Annotated in this window: 16 protein-coding genes; 8 read left to right on the forward strand and 8 right to left on the reverse strand. The window is 68.3% G+C overall.

Annotation, left to right across the window (positions count from 1 at the left end; translation table 11 throughout):
• Positions 1-36 precede the first annotated feature (36 nt).
• Both IFU11_RS18375 and IFU11_RS18380 read left to right on the forward strand, forming a co-directional pair.
• The gene (locus tag IFU11_RS18375) at positions 37-753 is read left to right on the forward strand and encodes a TetR/AcrR family transcriptional regulator (RefSeq protein ID WP_192019884.1); all 717 of its coding nucleotides are present in this window, start codon (positions 37-39) and stop codon (positions 751-753) included.
• Positions 754-785: 32 nt separating this feature from the next.
• A complete protein-coding gene (locus tag IFU11_RS18380; protein ID WP_192019894.1) occupies positions 786-2,453 on the forward strand; it encodes an MDR family MFS transporter in 1,668 nt (555 codons plus the stop codon).
• 69 nt (positions 2,454-2,522) lie between these two features.
• On the opposite strand, the gene IFU11_RS18385 is transcribed toward IFU11_RS18380, so the two are convergent.
• The 4 genes from IFU11_RS18385 to IFU11_RS18400 are packed head-to-tail and all read right to left on the reverse strand — an operon-like array spanning position 2,523 to position 5,060.
• On the reverse strand, positions 2,523-3,086 hold the full coding sequence (locus tag IFU11_RS18385) for an SRPBCC family protein (RefSeq protein ID WP_192019885.1): 564 nt from the start codon (positions 3,084-3,086) through the stop codon (positions 2,523-2,525).
• Positions 3,083-3,544 (reverse strand): hypothetical protein, encoded by a 462-nt coding sequence (locus tag IFU11_RS18390; RefSeq protein WP_192019886.1) that lies wholly within the window; start codon positions 3,542-3,544, stop codon positions 3,083-3,085. Before IFU11_RS18390 ends, IFU11_RS18385 begins: the two co-directional genes overlap by 4 nt.
• On the reverse strand, positions 3,541-4,776 hold the full coding sequence (locus tag IFU11_RS18395; protein WP_137244015.1) for a serine/threonine-protein kinase: 1,236 nt from the start codon (positions 4,774-4,776) through the stop codon (positions 3,541-3,543). The genes IFU11_RS18390 and IFU11_RS18395 overlap by 4 nt, the downstream gene beginning before the upstream one ends.
• Positions 4,777-4,799: 23 nt before the next feature.
• Entirely contained in the window at positions 4,800-5,060 is a 261-nt protein-coding gene (locus IFU11_RS18400; RefSeq protein ID WP_064295666.1) for a DUF6458 family protein, read from the reverse strand.
• Between the two features lie 114 nt (positions 5,061-5,174).
• Here IFU11_RS18400 and IFU11_RS18405 point away from each other — a divergent pair, with 114 nt between their 5' ends.
• Positions 5,175-5,840, forward strand: a complete 666-nt coding sequence (locus IFU11_RS18405) for a metalloregulator ArsR/SmtB family transcription factor (protein WP_371413660.1) — start codon at positions 5,175-5,177, stop codon at positions 5,838-5,840.
• A gap of 42 nt (positions 5,841-5,882) precedes the next feature.
• Here IFU11_RS18405 and IFU11_RS18410 read toward each other — a convergent pair whose 3' ends face one another.
• Complete coding sequence (locus IFU11_RS18410) at positions 5,883-6,563, reverse strand: M15 family metallopeptidase (protein WP_137244013.1); 681 nt, start codon at positions 6,561-6,563, stop codon at positions 5,883-5,885.
• Between the two features lie 197 nt (positions 6,564-6,760).
• Here IFU11_RS18410 and IFU11_RS18415 point away from each other — a divergent pair, with 197 nt between their 5' ends.
• Positions 6,761-7,456: a response regulator transcription factor gene (locus tag IFU11_RS18415; protein WP_192019887.1), complete on the forward strand. Its 696-nt coding sequence runs from the start codon at positions 6,761-6,763 to the stop codon at positions 7,454-7,456.
• Positions 7,453-8,625, forward strand: a complete 1,173-nt coding sequence (locus tag IFU11_RS18420) for a sensor histidine kinase (RefSeq protein ID WP_192019888.1) — start codon at positions 7,453-7,455, stop codon at positions 8,623-8,625. The genes IFU11_RS18415 and IFU11_RS18420 overlap by 4 nt, the downstream gene beginning before the upstream one ends.
• Before the next feature lie 593 nt (positions 8,626-9,218).
• On the opposite strand, the gene IFU11_RS18425 is transcribed toward IFU11_RS18420, so the two are convergent.
• Both IFU11_RS18425 and IFU11_RS18430 read right to left on the reverse strand, forming a co-directional pair.
• A complete protein-coding gene (locus IFU11_RS18425; RefSeq protein ID WP_124767445.1) occupies positions 9,219-10,286 on the reverse strand; it encodes a hypothetical protein in 1,068 nt (355 codons plus the stop codon).
• Positions 10,287-10,330: 44 nt separating this feature from the next.
• Positions 10,331-11,680, reverse strand: coding sequence for an alpha-L-fucosidase (locus IFU11_RS18430; protein WP_056777107.1), 1,350 nt, complete (start codon positions 11,678-11,680; stop codon positions 10,331-10,333).
• 224 nt (positions 11,681-11,904) lie between these two features.
• On the opposite strand from IFU11_RS18430, the gene IFU11_RS18435 reads away from it, so the two are divergent.
• From IFU11_RS18435 to IFU11_RS18445, 3 genes are all read left to right on the forward strand, one after another.
• Entirely contained in the window at positions 11,905-13,125 is a 1,221-nt protein-coding gene (locus tag IFU11_RS18435; RefSeq protein WP_056777104.1) for an ABC transporter substrate-binding protein, read from the forward strand.
• 72 nt (positions 13,126-13,197) lie between these two features.
• Complete coding sequence (locus IFU11_RS18440) at positions 13,198-14,142, forward strand: carbohydrate ABC transporter permease (protein WP_082455641.1); 945 nt, start codon at positions 13,198-13,200, stop codon at positions 14,140-14,142.
• A complete protein-coding gene (locus IFU11_RS18445) occupies positions 14,135-15,067 on the forward strand; it encodes a carbohydrate ABC transporter permease (protein ID WP_082455639.1) in 933 nt (310 codons plus the stop codon). Before IFU11_RS18440 ends, IFU11_RS18445 begins: the two co-directional genes overlap by 8 nt.
• A 34-nt stretch (positions 15,068-15,101) precedes the next feature.
• On the opposite strand, the gene IFU11_RS18450 is transcribed toward IFU11_RS18445, so the two are convergent.
• Positions 15,102-15,773, reverse strand: coding sequence for a FadR/GntR family transcriptional regulator (locus IFU11_RS18450; protein WP_124767444.1), 672 nt, complete (start codon positions 15,771-15,773; stop codon positions 15,102-15,104).
• Positions 15,774-16,052: the final 279 nt, after the last annotated feature.

Here is a 16,052-nt window from a genome sequence, read left to right on the forward strand (position 1 = left end):
CACCCCGGCTCGGAGAGTGCAATACTGCACTTCGTGATGCAGAGTGCAACTTCGACGAATCGACTGTCCGACCGGATGGCCGCCACCGCCGCGCGCCTGACGACCGTGTCACGTCGGCTCACGGCCGCACAGGGGCTCAACGGCTTCACGATCGAGGAACTCTGCGAGGAGGTCGGCGTCTCGCGTCGCACCTTCTTCAACTACTTCCCGAGCAAGGAGGACGCCGTCCTCGGCATCGACGAGACCGAGGAGACCGAGCGGTTCGCCACCGAGTTCCTCGCCCTCGGCTCGCGGGGGTGGCGCGCCGTGCTCGACGACTTCATGCTCATCGCGGCCGGCCACGCGGAGCGGTCCGGATTCGGCCTGGCCGAGCACGTCGACTTCCACGCCGCCCTCGAGCGCGAACCGAAGTTGCTGGTCCGGTTCATGGGCCTCAACCGTGAGCGCGAGCAACTGCTCGTCGAGCTCATCGCCGTGCGGGAAGGCGTCCCGGCAGGCGACCCGCGTGCCCGCGCCTGCGCCGACCTCTTCGGTATGGCGATCAAGACGACGATGGCGCGCGTCTTCGGCAGCGGCGTCGCCGACATCGGCCAGGGCGGGGAGTTCGACATCGTCGGCTCCATCCGCGACTGCCTCGCGACGTATCGCACCATCCTCGAGCCCGCCGACCCCGAATCCGCCGCCGCCGGACCCACCGCCGCCGCACCCCAGATCCCCCACACGAACCCCACTCCTCGAAAGGACCTCCAGTGACCGCCGCCACCGCCGCACCCACCGAGGGCCCGATGCTGCTCACCAAGCGCCGCATCTGGATCATCTTCGCCGCCCTCATCGCGGGCATGCTGCTCTCCAGCCTCGACCAGACGATCGTCTCCACCGCCATGCCGACGATCGTCGGACAGCTGGGCGGCGTCGACCACCAGGTCTGGCTCACCACCGCCTACCTCCTGGCGACCACGATCGTCATGCCGGTCTACGGCAAGTTCGGTGACGTCCTCGGTCGTCGTCGCCTCTTCCTCGTCGCGATCGCCCTGTTCACGATCGCCTCCGTCGGCTGTGCGTTCGCGGGTGACTTCACGCAGCTCATCGTCTGGCGAGCCGTCCAGGGCCTCGGTGGCGGTGGCCTCATGATCCTGTCGCAGGCGATCATCGCCGACATCGTGCCCGCCTCCGAGCGCGGCAAGTACCTCGGCCCGCTCGGCGCCGTCTTCGGTCTCTCCGCCGTCGGTGGACCGCTCCTCGGTGGCTTCTTCGTCGACCACCTCACCTGGCAGTGGGCGTTCTACATCAACATCCCGGTCGGCATCGCCGCCTTCGCGATCGCGTTCTTCACGCTGAAGCTGCCGAACAAGAAGGCGACCGCGCCGATCGACCTCCTCGGCGTGATCTTCCTCTCGGCGTTCACCACCTGCCTCATCTTCTTCACCGACTTCGGTGGCGACGCTGCGCACGGTTGGGGTGCTGTCGAGACCTGGATGTTCGGCATCGGCATGCTGCTCGCCGCGCTGCTCTTCGTCATCACCGAGGCGCGCGCCAAGGACCCGATCATCCCGCTGTCGCTCTTCAAGAACCCGACGTTCATCAACGCGACCGCGATCGGCCTCACGCTCGGCCTCGGCATGTTCTCGGCGATCGGCTTCGTGCCGACGTTCCTCCAGATGTCGTCTGGCACCTCGGCAGCCGCATCGGGCCTGCTCATGATCCCGATGATGGTCGGCCTCATCGGTACCTCGATCGTCTCGGGGAACCTGATCACCAGGACCGGTCGCTACCGGATGTTCCCGGTCATCGGCACGCTCGTCACCGCCGCCTCGATGGTCGCGTTCACGACGCTCACGGCGGACACCCCGATCTGGCTGATCTGCGTCTTCCTGTTCTTCTTCGGCGCCGGTCTCGGCCTGATCATGCAGGTCGTCGTGCTCGTCGCCCAGAACTCGGTTGACGCGTCGATGGTCGGAACCGCGACCAGCACGAACAACTACTTCCGCGAGGTCGGTGCGTCGCTCGGTGTCGCCGTGTTCGGCACGATCTTCACCACGCGCCTCACGGCCAACCTGAAGGACGTGTTCGCGAGTTCGGGTGCCAGCGCGGGGGACGCTTCCAATGCGGCGGCGACGATCGACCCGCAGACGCTCAGCCAGCTTCCGCCGGGCATCCGCGACGGTGTCGTGACCGCCTATGCCGACGCTCTCGCCCCGGTGTTCTGGTACCTGCTGCCGTTCATCGGCGCGGCCTTCCTGCTGTCGTTGTTCCTCAAGCAGATCCCGCTGTCCGACGTCGCCGGGCTCGTCGCCCGCGGCGAGGCGGTCGGCGGTGACGAGGCGGAGTCGCTCGAGGCCGCAGCGCGCGGCAAGGTTCTCACCTCCGTGAACAGCAGCACTGAGACGGGTCAGGCGAACAACGCCGACAGTGCGGCATCTTCGACCGCGACACCCGAGGAGCGCGAGCGGTAACGGGCAAGACGGCATGACGCCGGCCGCGAGACAGAGGTCTCGCGGCCGGCGTCGTGCTGTCGGGCGGACTCAGCCCTTCGGCGAGACGACCTTGATGCGGGAGTGACCCGAGGGGCCGCCGGTCGACTCGATGTAGGTCTTGAACGCCTCGAGCGCCCCACGGACGACCCGTCCGGCGAGCCCGAGCGCCGCAGCGGTCCGCTCCACCGCGGTCACCGGCTTCCAGTGCACTGTGACGTCCACGCGGGTCTGCTGCTTGTCGACCGCCTCGAACGCGGCGTCACCACTGAACCAGACGTCGCCCTCGATGGTGCGCCAGACCAGACGCTCCTCGGGAAGCTGCTCCAGGATCTCGACGAGGAACTGCCGCGAGAGTTTGCTGATCGCGACGGTCCAGCGACTGTAGACCTCGCCGGTCAGCTTCACCTCGCGTACGGCCGGCAAGAACTCCGGGTACGACTCGAAGTCGACCCACTGCTTGTAGACGGCGGCGATGGGGAGGTCGACGATGATGCTGTGCTGGACGGTCGAGACCCCGTCCTCCGCCGTACGGGTTCGCTTCGCCGTCTCTTCGTCCCCGGGCTCGAACGATCCGTCGTCGGGGGCGGAGTCGGTGCTTCCTCGTCGCTTCATTTGTCCTTCTTGTCCTTGTTCTTGCCGTTGTTGCCGTTGTTCCCGTTGTTCCCGTTGCTCCCGGAATCGTCCCCGTCTCCGTCGTCTTCGACCGGTGCAGCGGGTTCGGCCGGCGCGACCGAACTGGGTTCCGGGGTCGGCGTCGGGGTCTCGACCGCGGGGGAGAGGTCGGCGCGGACGAGCGCGATCGCCGCACGGATGTCCGCGGCTCGGGTCGCCGAAACGGTCCCAGCCGCCTCAGCAGCGGCCATCTGCGCCTCGAGCGCGTCGAGAGCCGCGAGCGCGCCCGCAGTGTCGCCGTCGGCGGCTGCGTTCGCGACCACGAGTACACGACTCTGCAGGTCGCGGCCGGTGTTCGCGTCGAGGTCTGCAGCCGGTCCGGCGCAGCCACTCAGGAGGGCGACGACGACCAACGGTGCTGCGAACAGCCGGAGCCCTCGGTTCCAGGAGTTCCTCATGGCGTCACCTTCCGCAGGAGTTCGTCCAGATGCGTCGACAACGGTTCGGGCAGGGTGGGCAGCGTCGGGGCGGGCGGCTGTGCCTGGGACACGATGAACCAGACGACGGCGACCGCGATCACCAGCAGCACGGCCGCGAGGATCAGCCAGCGTCGAAGGCGCCGCGGCTGGTGCGCTGCGACCTGTCGCCGTGCACCAGCCGCGAGACGTCGCTCCGAGCGGCGAGTGCCGTCGAGCACCGTGGTCGGGCCGGTCTCGGCGCGCGCGCCTGTCATCGGCGCGAACGGCGTCGTCGAGACGAGCGGCTCGGTCGCGGCCGTCGGTGCCGGGTCGGCGGTCGTCGTCATCGGAGGTGCCGAGGTCGCCACGGTCGCATCCGCCGGGTCGAGCACGGGGTCCATCGCGCGGACGGTCGTCGCGACGTCGAGGGCGGTGGGGCGCTGCGCCGGATCGGCGGCGGTCATCGAGGTGAGCAGCGACTTCCACTGGTAGCCGAGCTCGCCGGGGATCGTCGGCGACGCGTTCAGGCGCGCCATGAGCGACTCGTGCGTGGTGGTCTGCGGGTAGGCGCGGCGACCGGTCAGGGCTTCGAGGAGGACGAGTCCGAGGGCGTACACGTCGGCCGGAGGGGCCGGATCCGCACCGCGGACGAGCTCAGGACTGAGGTAGGCGACCGTGCCCATCAGTGAGCCCGGCGCGGTCATGCGGGTGCTGTCGATGAGGTAGGCGATGCCGAAGTCGGCGAGCTTCGCGCGGTACTCCTGGTGGGGCAGGATCGTCGGTCGCAGCAGCACGTTGGACGGCTTGATGTCGCGATGGACGACCCGCGCCGCGTGCACCGTGTGGAGCGCCTCCGCGAGGTCGACGGCCATCGCGGCGACCTCGGACGACGGAAGCGGCGACCGAGCGATGCGTTGGGACAGCGTCGGGCCGTCGACGTGCTCCATGACGAGGTAGGAGCCGTCACCGGCCACGACCCTGGCGTCGAACAGGGTGACGAGGGCCGGGTGGTTCAGCGACGCGAGCAGACGCGTCTCCGAGGCGGTCCTGGCGCCGTCGGTCGCATCGGTCGTTCCCGGGCGGAACAGCTTGACCGCCACCTTGCGCCCGAGCACCTCGTCGGTCGCCAGATGGACGGTCGCCATCCCGCCGGCACCGATCGGTCGCTCGAGTCGATACCGACCGTCCAGCAGTTCGCCGCTCTGGGACGGCGCGGTGGCGGGTTCGGTCATGGGTGGTGCGGCCGGTCCGGTCGTCAGAGGACGGGGCCGTCGTTGTCGGTCGTGCTGCGGCGGGTGACGCGTTCGCCGCTACCGGGGTCCACGGCGGAGCGCGTGGTCGAGGAGACCTGTCGGCGGCGGAGCACGAGGACGAGCGAGATGAGGAACACCACGGCGCCGGCGGCCATGAGGATGTACCCGATGAGCGTGAGGTCCACAGCGGGGACGTCGACGTTCACGGCGAAGGCGAGGATGGCGCCGATGACGATCAGGGCGATTCCGGTTCCGAGACCCATGAGTAGCTCCTCTTCTCGACGACCGTGAGTTCGAGCGGATCGCTCAAGGGGTGTTCACGGACGACTCAGCCTATTATTGAGTCAATCACGGTTGAGTCAACGGGGGTTGTGTCGGTGGAGTCGCTGGCGGTAAGGGCGTCCAAGTTCGCCGCGCTCGCGGAACCGGCGCGGCTGCGCATCGTGGACCTCCTGGCGCTCGGCGACCTCTCGCCGACCGAGATCCAGCTCGCCCTCGGGATGGGCTCGAACCTCGTCTCCCATCACCTCAGCGTCCTCCAGCGAGCGGGGATCCTCTCGCGGTCGCGATCCGAGTCCGATGGGCGCCGGAACTACGTGCGGCTCGTCCCGGGGGCGTTCGACCGCCTCGCGCCCGAACCGATCAGCGCCCCGGCGCGGGTCGTCTTCGTCTGCACGGCGAACTCGGCGCGGTCGCAGATGGCGGAGGCGCTCTGGCAGGAGCGCAGCGACGTCCCCGTCGCATCGGCGGGTAGTCGGCCGGCGAGCGAGGTCAACCCGGGCGCTGTCCGGGCGGCGGCACGCCATGGCGTCCGGATCCGCCCGAGCGTTCCACGCGCGACGGCGGAGGTCCTCCGGCACGGCGACTTCGTCATCACCGTGTGCAACCGGGCGCACGAGGAGCTCGGCGGGCTGGATGACCTGCACTGGTCGATCCCCGACCCTGCCGCGCCTGCGACCGACGAGGCGTTCGACGAAGCGTTCCGGGACATCCGCCTGCGCGTGGACGAGTTCGTCAGTCGGCTGGCACCGGTCGCCGGATAGGACCGGGACGCCCGGCGGGAGCAGCTGGTCGCGGCACCGACCTCATCCGGCGTCGGGAAGAAGCTCCGGGCACTCGCCGCCGGGGACGGTGGCCAACTCGAAGTGCCAGATCTCGTTCGCGTAGGTCTGGCAGAGGCCGTAGTCGGCGCCGTGCTCGATGAGCCAGTAGTCGGCGTCCGTCGCACCGATGTCGACTGCCGCCCCGCGCGTGTGCGAGGACCCGTCGGGCGTGGCCACGTACTGCCGGGCGGCCGCCTCGCTGCCGTACTGGAGGATCGCCTCGTCGAGCAGGTGCTGCTGGTACGCCGTGCTCCGCCAGCCGGAGCTCACGTACAGCGCGATGTCGTCTTCCGCCGCTGCGTCGGTCGCCTGCTGGACGGCCTCCAGGAGGTCGGGGTCGAGGTTCGCGATGGCCGGGAGATCGGTGTCGTAGGCCGAGTACCGGTTCTCCTCCAACACGCCGTCGTCGGTTCCGAACGCGCCATCCGTCGTGGTCGTGGTTCCGGCACCCGCGTCTCCGGACGGGCGCTCGGCCAGCGCGGTGATCCCGCGGGTGATGGTCGGCGCGACGCCCGTGCACGCGACCAGGGCGATCGCGGCGGTGAGGGCGACGGCCGTGGCGGCGAGGATGACGACGGCTCGGTCGGAGCCTCTGCGGGCGACAGTGCTCCGTCGGCCCGGGTGCCGGTGCGGCTGCTGCTGGTGCTGGATGTCGTGCTGCATGGTTCCTCCTCGATCGGTCGTCGGTGTTCGGCACGCGACGACCAGGCCCCCAGTCCAGCTCGACAGTGGTTGCGCGGGCGTCGGCCGATCACCAGACGGTTCCGAAACACCGTGCCGCCTACGATCGACACGACGCCCATCGCGGGCGCCGGAGTGACGCCATCGACGCGTCGTCCGTCCCGAACACCGGAGGTCCCATGCGTGTCCTGATCGCCGAGGACGAGCAGTACCTCGCCGAGAGCATCCTCGAGGGCCTGCAGCACGAGGGGCTCGCCGCCGACCTCGTGTTCGACGGCGACACCGCGCTCGAGCGGCTCGCCGTCAACGCCTACGACGTCGTGGTGCTCGACCGCGACCTCCCTGGCACGCACGGCGACGACGTCTGTCGCTGGATCATCGCCCAGGAACTGCCCTGCCGGGTGCTCATGCTCACCGCGGCCGCCGACCTCGACGACAAGGAGAGCGGCTTCGAGATCGGCGCCGACGACTACCTGACCAAGCCGTTCGAGCTGCGCGAGCTCGTCCTCCGGCTCCGTTCACTGGCGCGTCGACCCAAAGCGTCGCTCCCACCCGTCCTCGAATACGCCGGGGTGCGGCTCGACCCGTTCCGCCGCGAGGTGTACCGCGACGGGCGCTACGTGCGCCTGGCGAAGAAGCAGTTCGCCGTGCTGGAGATCCTCCTCGCAGCGAAGGGTGGCGTCGTGAGCGCTGAAGACCTGCTCGAACAGGCCTGGGACGAGCACGCCGACCCGTTCACGAACGCCGTGCGGGTGACGATGTCGACGCTGCGGAAGGTCCTCGGCGAGCCGTGGGTCATCCACACCGTGCCGGGCGTCGGGTACCGGGTGCTCCCGCCGGGCGAGGACGAGCGCACGAGGGTGGACGCCGAATGACCACCGCGTCCCCCGCTCGGCCGGTCGCGTCCCGTCCGACGCGCATCACGGCCCGCGTCAAGCTCACCGCGACTTATGCCGCCTTCACGGTCGTCACCGGTCTCGTCGCGCTGATCGTCATCAACGTCATCATCTGGCGCTTCCCCGACTACCCGATCGCGCCAGCCGGCGATCCGGAGCAGTTGTCCGGCATCACCCGTGGCGAGATCCGCGATTCGCTCATCAACTACTCGATGCTCGCGCTCATCGCGATGGCCGTGATCGGCACCGGTGTCGGCTGGATCGTCGCCGGTCGGGTCCTGCGACCGCTGCGCGTCCTCAACGACGCGGTGCGGGCTGCAGCGGCGGGCTCGCTCGACCACCGCATCGCGATGACGGGTCCGCGCGACGAGTTCCGCGAACTCGCCGACCGCTTCGACGACATGCTCGCGCGCCTGGAGCAGTCGTTCCTCACGCAGAAGCGCTTCGCGGCCAATGCCTCGCACGAGCTGCGCACGCCGCTCGCGACCATGAAGATGCTCATCGAGGTGGCGCAGGCCGACCCGGAGGGCCGTGACGTCGACCGCGCGCTCCGCCGACTGCACGAGACGAACGAGCGGGGGATCGCGATCGTGGAAGCCCTGTTGCAGCTGAACCAGCTCGACCGCCGACCGCTCGTGACCTCGCCCGTCGACCTGGCGGCGGTGGCCCGCGACGCGTCGCAGCTCGTCGCACCGGACGTCGCCCACGCCGGCGTCACGATCTCCTCGACCCTCCGGAGCACCGCCGTGCTCGGCAATCGCGTGCTCCTCCAGCAGCTGCTGACGAACCTGCTGTCGAACGCCGTGCGGTACAACAGCGGTCCGGGCGGATGGGTCTCCGTCTGGGTGGGCGAGGATCCGCAGGCCGACCCGTCCGCGGCCGACCACGCGGTCGTGGTCGTCAGCAACTCAGGACCGCTGCTCGGCGACGACGAGGTCGCTCGGTTCGTCGAGCCGTTCGATCGCCACGACGCCAGGATCGCGCGCGCCGCCGGTGCCGACCGTGGCAACGGGCTCGGGCTGACGCTCGGTGCGCGGATCGTCGAGCTGCACGGTGGCTCGCTGGGCCTCGCGCCGCTGCCGGCCGGCGGGCTCGAAGTGACGGTGCTGCTGCCCGCCGTGCCCGCTCCTGAGCCGGACGACGCCTGACCCCGGAACGACGGGACGGCCGACCGATCAACGGATCGGTCGGCNCGTCGAACAGGTCCTCCGGCAGGTCCCACACGCCGTTCGCGTCGGGGTCCGGGACGTCGAACCCCTGGTCGCGCAGGCACTGGGCGCGGAGCCGCAGTTCGTCGGAGATCTCCGCCCTGGTGGGCTGATCGGGGTTGGCCGGCGGTGGGCCGAGTTCCGTGCTGCAGGCGTCGTAGGCCTGGTTCATCGCATCGCTGCCGTCGAGGGTGATCGCCGTGCCGGGTTCCGGGTCCACGACGTCGACCCCGTGGTCGCGCAGGCAACCCGCGAGGGAGATCGTGTAGTCGTCGAACGCCTGGGCGTAGCCGTCGGCGGTCGACGGCGACCCGCCACCGCCGGACGGGGCGTCCGACGTCCCGGAGCAGGCGGTGAGCCCCAGCATGAGGGCGAGGACGGGGACGGCGAAGCCGAAGGCGGCTGATCTGCGCATGGGATGGTCCTTTCTGACGAGTGACCGGGGTCGGTCACCCAGCCATCCCAGCAACCGGCCTGTTCTGTCCTCGTCTGTCGATCACCAGACGTCCTCGACATGCGTGCGGACCATGTGGTCAGTTCATGCGCATGACGATCCAGAGGATCACCGTTCCGACGACGAACACGATGGGGATCCACGTGCCGGATCGTCGCAACCTGCGGCCGGACGGAGCGACCCCCGGCGGCGGCTTGAGCAGTCCGAGTGCTGGGGAGTCGGCCTGAGCGCCTGGTGCAGACGGATGCTCCAGCCCTCCTGGTGACTGCGGCTGGAGGCGGTCGTCCCGCCACCGCGCCCACTGGTCCAACTTCGTCATCAGCGCGTCGACGACGCTGAACAGCCAGGCCCAGGTGTCGGGATCGAGGGTCGACACCTCGCGTTTCGTGTACAGGAACATCCAATCGTCGATGATCTCGACGTCGAGTTGGGCGGCGTGGTCGATGAACCGCGCCATGATGTCCGGCGTGAATAGGTACAGGGCGTCGCGTTCGTAGCCGGCCGGGCAGTAGAGCGTGAAGTGCTGGTCGAAGTCGCCTTCGAGGGACAGCCGCTGGGCGCGCTGGAACGCCGCGGGAAGGTTCGAGCCGAAGCCGTTGTTGCCGATCGCATCGAGCACGATGTTCGGCAGGGGGACGTCCAGCTTCACCGCGACGTACCCCCAGTGGTGCGTCGTCGAACTCTTGCCATGGCGGACCGTGTACCGGTAGTTGCCGAACTCCACGGGGCGGGGACGATCAGCCCGCAGCACGTCGGTAGCCTGCCGCGACGATCCGATCCCGAAGATCATGCCGGGGAACGGTGGGTAGCTGAGGTCGGAGGTGTAGGTCATCCCGTTGGTCGCCGCGAACTGGGAGAGGCGGAAGCGCTTGATGCGCCTCGTGCGCCAGGAGAGGACCGCGACGACCGCGACGGCGGCGGCCGCGAGGAGTCCGATCCCGAGCAGCGGCGTCGGGCCGGAGCCGCCTCGTGAGGAAGACGACAGCGTCCCCAACAGGACGAACCCGGCGACCGTGACCACGACGACTCCCGCGATCAGGCCGATGAACAGCCGCGCGGAAGGCGCCCGGTGGTACGCGGGCGCCTTCGCCATGGCCTCGCTGTCGACAGGGTCGATGAGCGCTCGGGTGTCGATCGTGCCGTTCATCCCCTCAAACTACCCGCCCGCCATCGCGGGCAGCGGGAGCGGGCTCAGCTCAGATCGAAGCGGACCACCTGCGGGCCGGGCACCGAGCGCGTCGGAAGATCGACCCTGACACCACCGTCGACGACGGACGCGGCGAGCGACGTGCCGTCGACGAGTCGAGCGGAGTCGACCAGGATCGCGTCGGCAGCGAGTGTCAGCGTCACCGGGCCGTCCGCATCGATGATCGCGTTGGCGATGTCGCCGGTACGCGTCCACCTCGTCCACGGTGACTCCGAACCGCTCGCGATCCCGTCGTCGAGCTGTCGTGAACCGAAGACGACCGCACCGTTCACCGCGTTCCAATCGCCCAGCGCCTCCAGCGTCGCGCGCTGTTCCGGAGGGACGGTACCGTCCGCCTGCAGGCCGATGTTCAAGAGCAGGTTCCCGCCTCGCGCGACGATGTCCACGAAGTACCGGATCGCCTCCTCGCCGCTCAGCAGCTGCTTCTCGTCTTCGAGGGTGTTGTGGCCGAAGGAGTAGCCGATGCCGCGGCAGTTCTCCCACGGGTCATCGGTGATGCCGCCCATCTGGTACTCCGTGGTCCGGTAGTCCCAATGGGTGTCTCCCCAGCGGTCGTTGATCAGTCCGTCCGGGGCGGCGGCATAGAAGCGGTCGAAGAGGGAGACGAGTCCACGCGCGCCGTCGTCCTTGCCCGGGTCGGGCCATTCGATGTCGTTCCAGAGGATGTCAGGGCGGTACCGCTCGATGAGGTCGGCGACCTGGTCGTATGCGTAGTCGGCGTACGGCCGGTCGTTGGCCCGGTTCGTCCAGCCGTCCGGCCCGTCGGTCTCGACGACCGGTTCGGACGGGGAGAAGTGCCAGTCCAGCCCGCCCGAATAGTAGACGCCGAAGCGCAGCCCGGCGCGTTCCGTCGCTGCAGCGAATTCGCCGATGAGGTCGCGCTTCGGGCCTCGGGCGACGGTGTTGCGGCCGTTCGTCTCGGGAGCGTCCCAGAGCGTGATCCCGTCGTGGTGCTTCGTCGTCGGCACGAAATACCGTGCTCCCGTGTGCTTCACGAGGGCGAGCACCTCGTCCGCGTCGAAGCGCTCGGCGCGCCACAGCTCGAGCAGGTGGTCGTAGTCGACGTCTCCGAAGGTCTCCCGGTGGTGCTGCTGCGCCGGGCTCCCCTCGATGCGGATGGTGTTGAAGTACCACTCGGCGTACGGGTTCCGGGCGAAGTCGTGCGCGTGGTCCGTCGCCCCGAGCTCACCGATCGGTTCCGCCCAGGCTGCGACGGAGTACGCCCCCCAGTGGACGAAGATCCCGAGCTTGGCGTCGGAGAACCAGGCGGGTGTCTCGTGGACGAACTTCTCGAACTCGGGGAGGCGGACGGAGTCGTCCTTGAACATGGCCATGCGTGATCCTTCGTCGTCGATGATGCGGCTGAGATGCGAGTCAGGGATGCCAATCATCCGTACTCTGCGGGGCGAATGTCTCCAAAGTGGCCCAGATTCGCGGAAATATCAACAGTTGACAGATGAGACATCCGATGTTTAGATCGCACCACGTTCAGCCGTCTTTCCCGACCGGGTCTGGATCCCTTGAGTACTGCACGCCCAACGAAGTGGAGAAGCATCCGATGAAACGACAGCTCATGGCCGGCGCGGCGATGGCCGGTGTCCTCGCCCTCACGGCGTGTTCCGGTGGCAGCGCGACCGGCTCCCAGACTGCAGAGTCGCTCGTCTGGTCCATGTGGATCGCCGGTCAGGAGGACCAGGCAGCGTGGCAGACGGTCGCCGACGAGGTGAAGTCGTCGGACAAGATCGACGTCACCATCCAGGGCGCGCCGTTCTCCGACTACTGGACGAAGCTCCGCACCCAGTTGAGTGCCGGTACTGCCCCCTGCATCGTCACGGTGCAGAGCCTTCGGGCGGCCAACTACACCGATGTCCTCCTCCCGCTGGACGACCTCGCGAAGAGCAGCGGCACCGCGCTCGACGAGTTCGACGCGACCGCGCTCGACGCGATGAAGGTCGACGGCAAGCTCTACGCCCTCCCCTACGACACCGGCCCGCTCGTCATGTTCTACAACAAGGACCTCTTCGCCGAGGCCGGCGTCGCCGAACCGAAGCCCGGCTGGACCGTGGACGACTTCGAAGCCGCGGGTGAAGCGCTCAAATCGGCGGGGAAGCAGCTCTACGCGCCGAGCGCAGAGGATCTCTACCTCGAGTCCATGATCCTGTCCTACAACGGCGGTCGGGTGGTGAGCGAGGACGGTTCGCTCGACGTGACCAACGCCAAATTCGCTGCGGGTCTCGAGTGGATCGCCGGCCTCGTGAAGGACGGCTACGCGACGCCTGCGAGCGCCGACAGTTCGGCCGACGACAACGCCTTCATCAACGGACAGGCCGCCACCTATGTCGACGGACCCTGGTCGCTCATCAACACGAAAGCCAAGGCGACGTTCGACGTCGGCGTCGTGACATTGCCGGCCGGTAGCGCCCCGACGACCTTCTCCGCGGGATCGGGCTTCGGTGTCTCGAAGGAGTGCAAGTACCCCGAGCAGGCCTATCAGGCGATCACCACCATGACGAGTGAGGACGTGCTCTCGACACTCGGCAAGGAGGGGCGGGCGTTCCCCGCCCGCACCACAGCGCAGGGCGCCTGGTTCGACAACGCCGGTATCGACGGCGTCGAGGAGAGCTTCGCAGCAGCCCAGGACGGATCCGTCCCGCTGCCCGGGAACAAGAACAGCGATCAGCTCGCCCAACTGATGTCCCAGTACGCGATCCAGGCGATGAACGGACAGCAATCCGGCGCCGAGGTCCTCGACCAGATCTCGAGCCAACTGCCGAAGTGAGCTCCGGCTGGTGGGCGACCCACGTCGCCCACCAGCCGCTCCGATCGTCGTCGAAGCAAAGGAAGAACCCGCATGGCTACCCTCCCAGCGGCCCCGGTGCGAGCCGTCCGGCCCTCCAAGCGCACCGCGCGCGTCGATCCGGACGCGGTCCACGCCCGACGATCCTGGTGGGGACTGGGATTCGCCAGTCCGCACGCGATCGGTCTCGCGCTGTTCACCGTCGTGCCGATCATCGCGTCGCTCGTCATCAGCCTGAACAACTGGCCGATGCTCGGATCGCCGACCTTCGTCGGCTTCGACAACTACGCAGCGTTGTTCGCAGACCCGATCTTCCGAACGGTCATCCTCAACACGACCCTGTTCGTCGTCCTGTACGTGCCGCTCAACCTCATCGTGTCGATGGGACTCGCAGCCTGGCTCAGCCCGAAGATCAAACACCGTCAGATCTTCCGGGTCCTCTTCTTCATCCCAACGGTCACCCCCATCGTCGCGAACGCGGTCATCTGGCGGATGATCTACCAGCCCGACGGGCTGATCGACGCGACGATGCAGTCGAGCATCGGGGTCTCGGCTCCGAACTTCCTCGCCGATGAGCACTGGGCCATGCTCGCCATCGTCGCGATGAGCGTCTGGCAGGGCTTCGGCTACAACATGCTCATCTTCTCCGCAGCGCTCGACTCGGTACCGGAGAGCCAGCTCGAGGCGGCCGAGCTCGACGGTGCCGGGGCATGGACCTCGTTCTGGCGGATCAAGTTCCCGATGATCTCGCCGTCGATCTTCTTCGCCGCCATGATGACGCTCATCACCGCGTTCCAAGTGTTCGCCCAGCCGTTCATCCTCACGAAGGGTGGTCCGGGTTCATCGACCACCACGCTCGTGCAATTCATCTACAACCAGGGATTCGTGTTCCAGCAGCTCGGGGTGGCCTCCGCCGCCGCCTGGGTGCTGTTCATCATCATCCTGGCGATCACCGCCGTGCAGTTCCTCGGCCAGAAGAAGTGGGTGCACTATGAGTAATCGGATCTCGGCGGGCAGGTCGGCCGCCAGACAGCATCCGCCGACCTCGTCGTTCGTCACCGTCAACCCCCGCGGGCTCCGGCGGGGGCAGACGAAGTCCGTCAGCCGTGCTCGGTCGATCGTGTCCTACGTGGTGCTGTGTCTCGTCGCCCTCGCGTTCATCTCACCGCTCGTCTACATGGTGGCGACCTCGCTGAAGCCTCCGGCCGAGACGTTCACGACACCCCCGACGCTCATCGGCTCGTCGATCCGTTGGGAGAACTACTCCGAGGCCTTCAGCTACCTGCCCTTCGGCCGGTTCCTCCTGAACGGTCTGTTCGTCGCTGTCGTCGGCACCATGATCAACATGGCCGTCTCCGTGCTGAGCGGCTACGCCTTCTCCCGCCTCCGGTGGAGGGGCCGCAACCTCGTGTTCGTACTCTTCCTGGCGACGATGATGATCCCGCAGGACGTGCTCCTCATCCCGCTGTACGTGATGATGCAGGGGTTCGGCTGGGTCGACTCGTTCCAAGCACTTATCATCCCGTTCGCGTTCACCGCGCTCGGCGCCTTCCTCTGTCGGCAGTTCTTCCTGACCGTGCCGCAGGAACTGGACGACGCCGCTCGTGTCGACGGCGCCGGCGTGATCAAGACGTTCACGCACGTCATGCTCCCGCTCGCCCGCCCGACGCTCGCGGTTCTCGCCGTCTTCTCGTTCATCGCCTACTGGAACTCGTTCCTCTGGCCGCTCATCATCGTCAACGACGTGAACACCTATGGGACGATCCCGCTCGGGCTCCAGCAGTTCTTCGGGCAGCAGGGCAGCCAGTGGAATCTGGTGATGGCGGCTTCGGTCATCTCGATGCTCCCGACCGTCCTCATGCTGATCCTGCTGCAGAAGCACCTCATCCGGGGCATCGTGACGAGCGGGCTCGGCGGACGCTGAGCCCGCTCCGACCCACCCGGGCACGTGGCAGGGGTCAGAGGGACCGGCGCAGCCAGCTCTCGACGCCGCTCACGTGCACGGTCACGAGGGCACGCGTCAGTTCGGTGTCGCGCTTCTCGAGGGCGTCGACGATCGCATGGTGCTCCTGCAGGGTGCGGGCGACGGCCTTCTCCTCGGTGAGGCCGCGCCAGATGCGGGCGCGGACCGTCTTGCTGCCGAGGGCGGCGAGCAGGCTCGCGAGGTAGGCGTTGCCGCTCAGCTCGATGACGCGGGCGTGGAACTGCAGGTCGTGCGCGACGAGGTCCTCGACGGTCGTGGACTCGTCCACCTCGTCGACCATCGCGCGCAGTTCGGCGATCTTCTCGTCGTCCAGGTGGCGGATCGCCATCACCGAGGCGGACGGCTCGAGGATCCGCCGCACCTCGAACATCTCGATGAGGGAACCGTCGGCGTGCATGTCGATGACGAACGACATCGCCTCGTGCAGCAGGCTCGGTTCGAGCGTCGTGACGTAGGTGCCGTCGCCGCGACGCACGTCGAGCACGCGGATGAGTTCGAGGGCCTTGACCGCTTCACGGAGCGAGCTGCGCGAGAGCCCGAGCGTCTCGCTGAGTTCCTTCTCCGGAGGGAGCCGCTGCCCGGGCTGGAGATCGCCGGCGACGATCATCGCCTGGATCCTCGCGATCGCTTCGTCGGTGACTGCCATGGAGACCCCCCGTTGGTGCACGACGGTCGCCGGTCGCTCCGCCTCGCGCCATGATACATCCGACGTTTTCGTGGGCTGCGCCGGCACCGGTCAGCGCGCACCTCCGACGCCGCGCGGCTTGTGTTACGTCAGGTTGAGCGCCCTCTCGCGGCCCGTCCGATCACTCCTTACTGTTACTGCAACCCGACGTCCCGGTGCGCCCCCACGCGCCGACAGCGGACGCCGGCCCGCCCCACCACCCTTGCACCCTCCCGCGCCCCACCGTCCCCTGGAGTCCCC

It is taken from the genome of Plantibacter sp. CFBP 8804 (assembly GCF_014841225.1).
GTDB classification, from domain to species: Bacteria; Actinomycetota; Actinomycetes; order Actinomycetales; family Microbacteriaceae; genus Plantibacter; species Plantibacter auratus.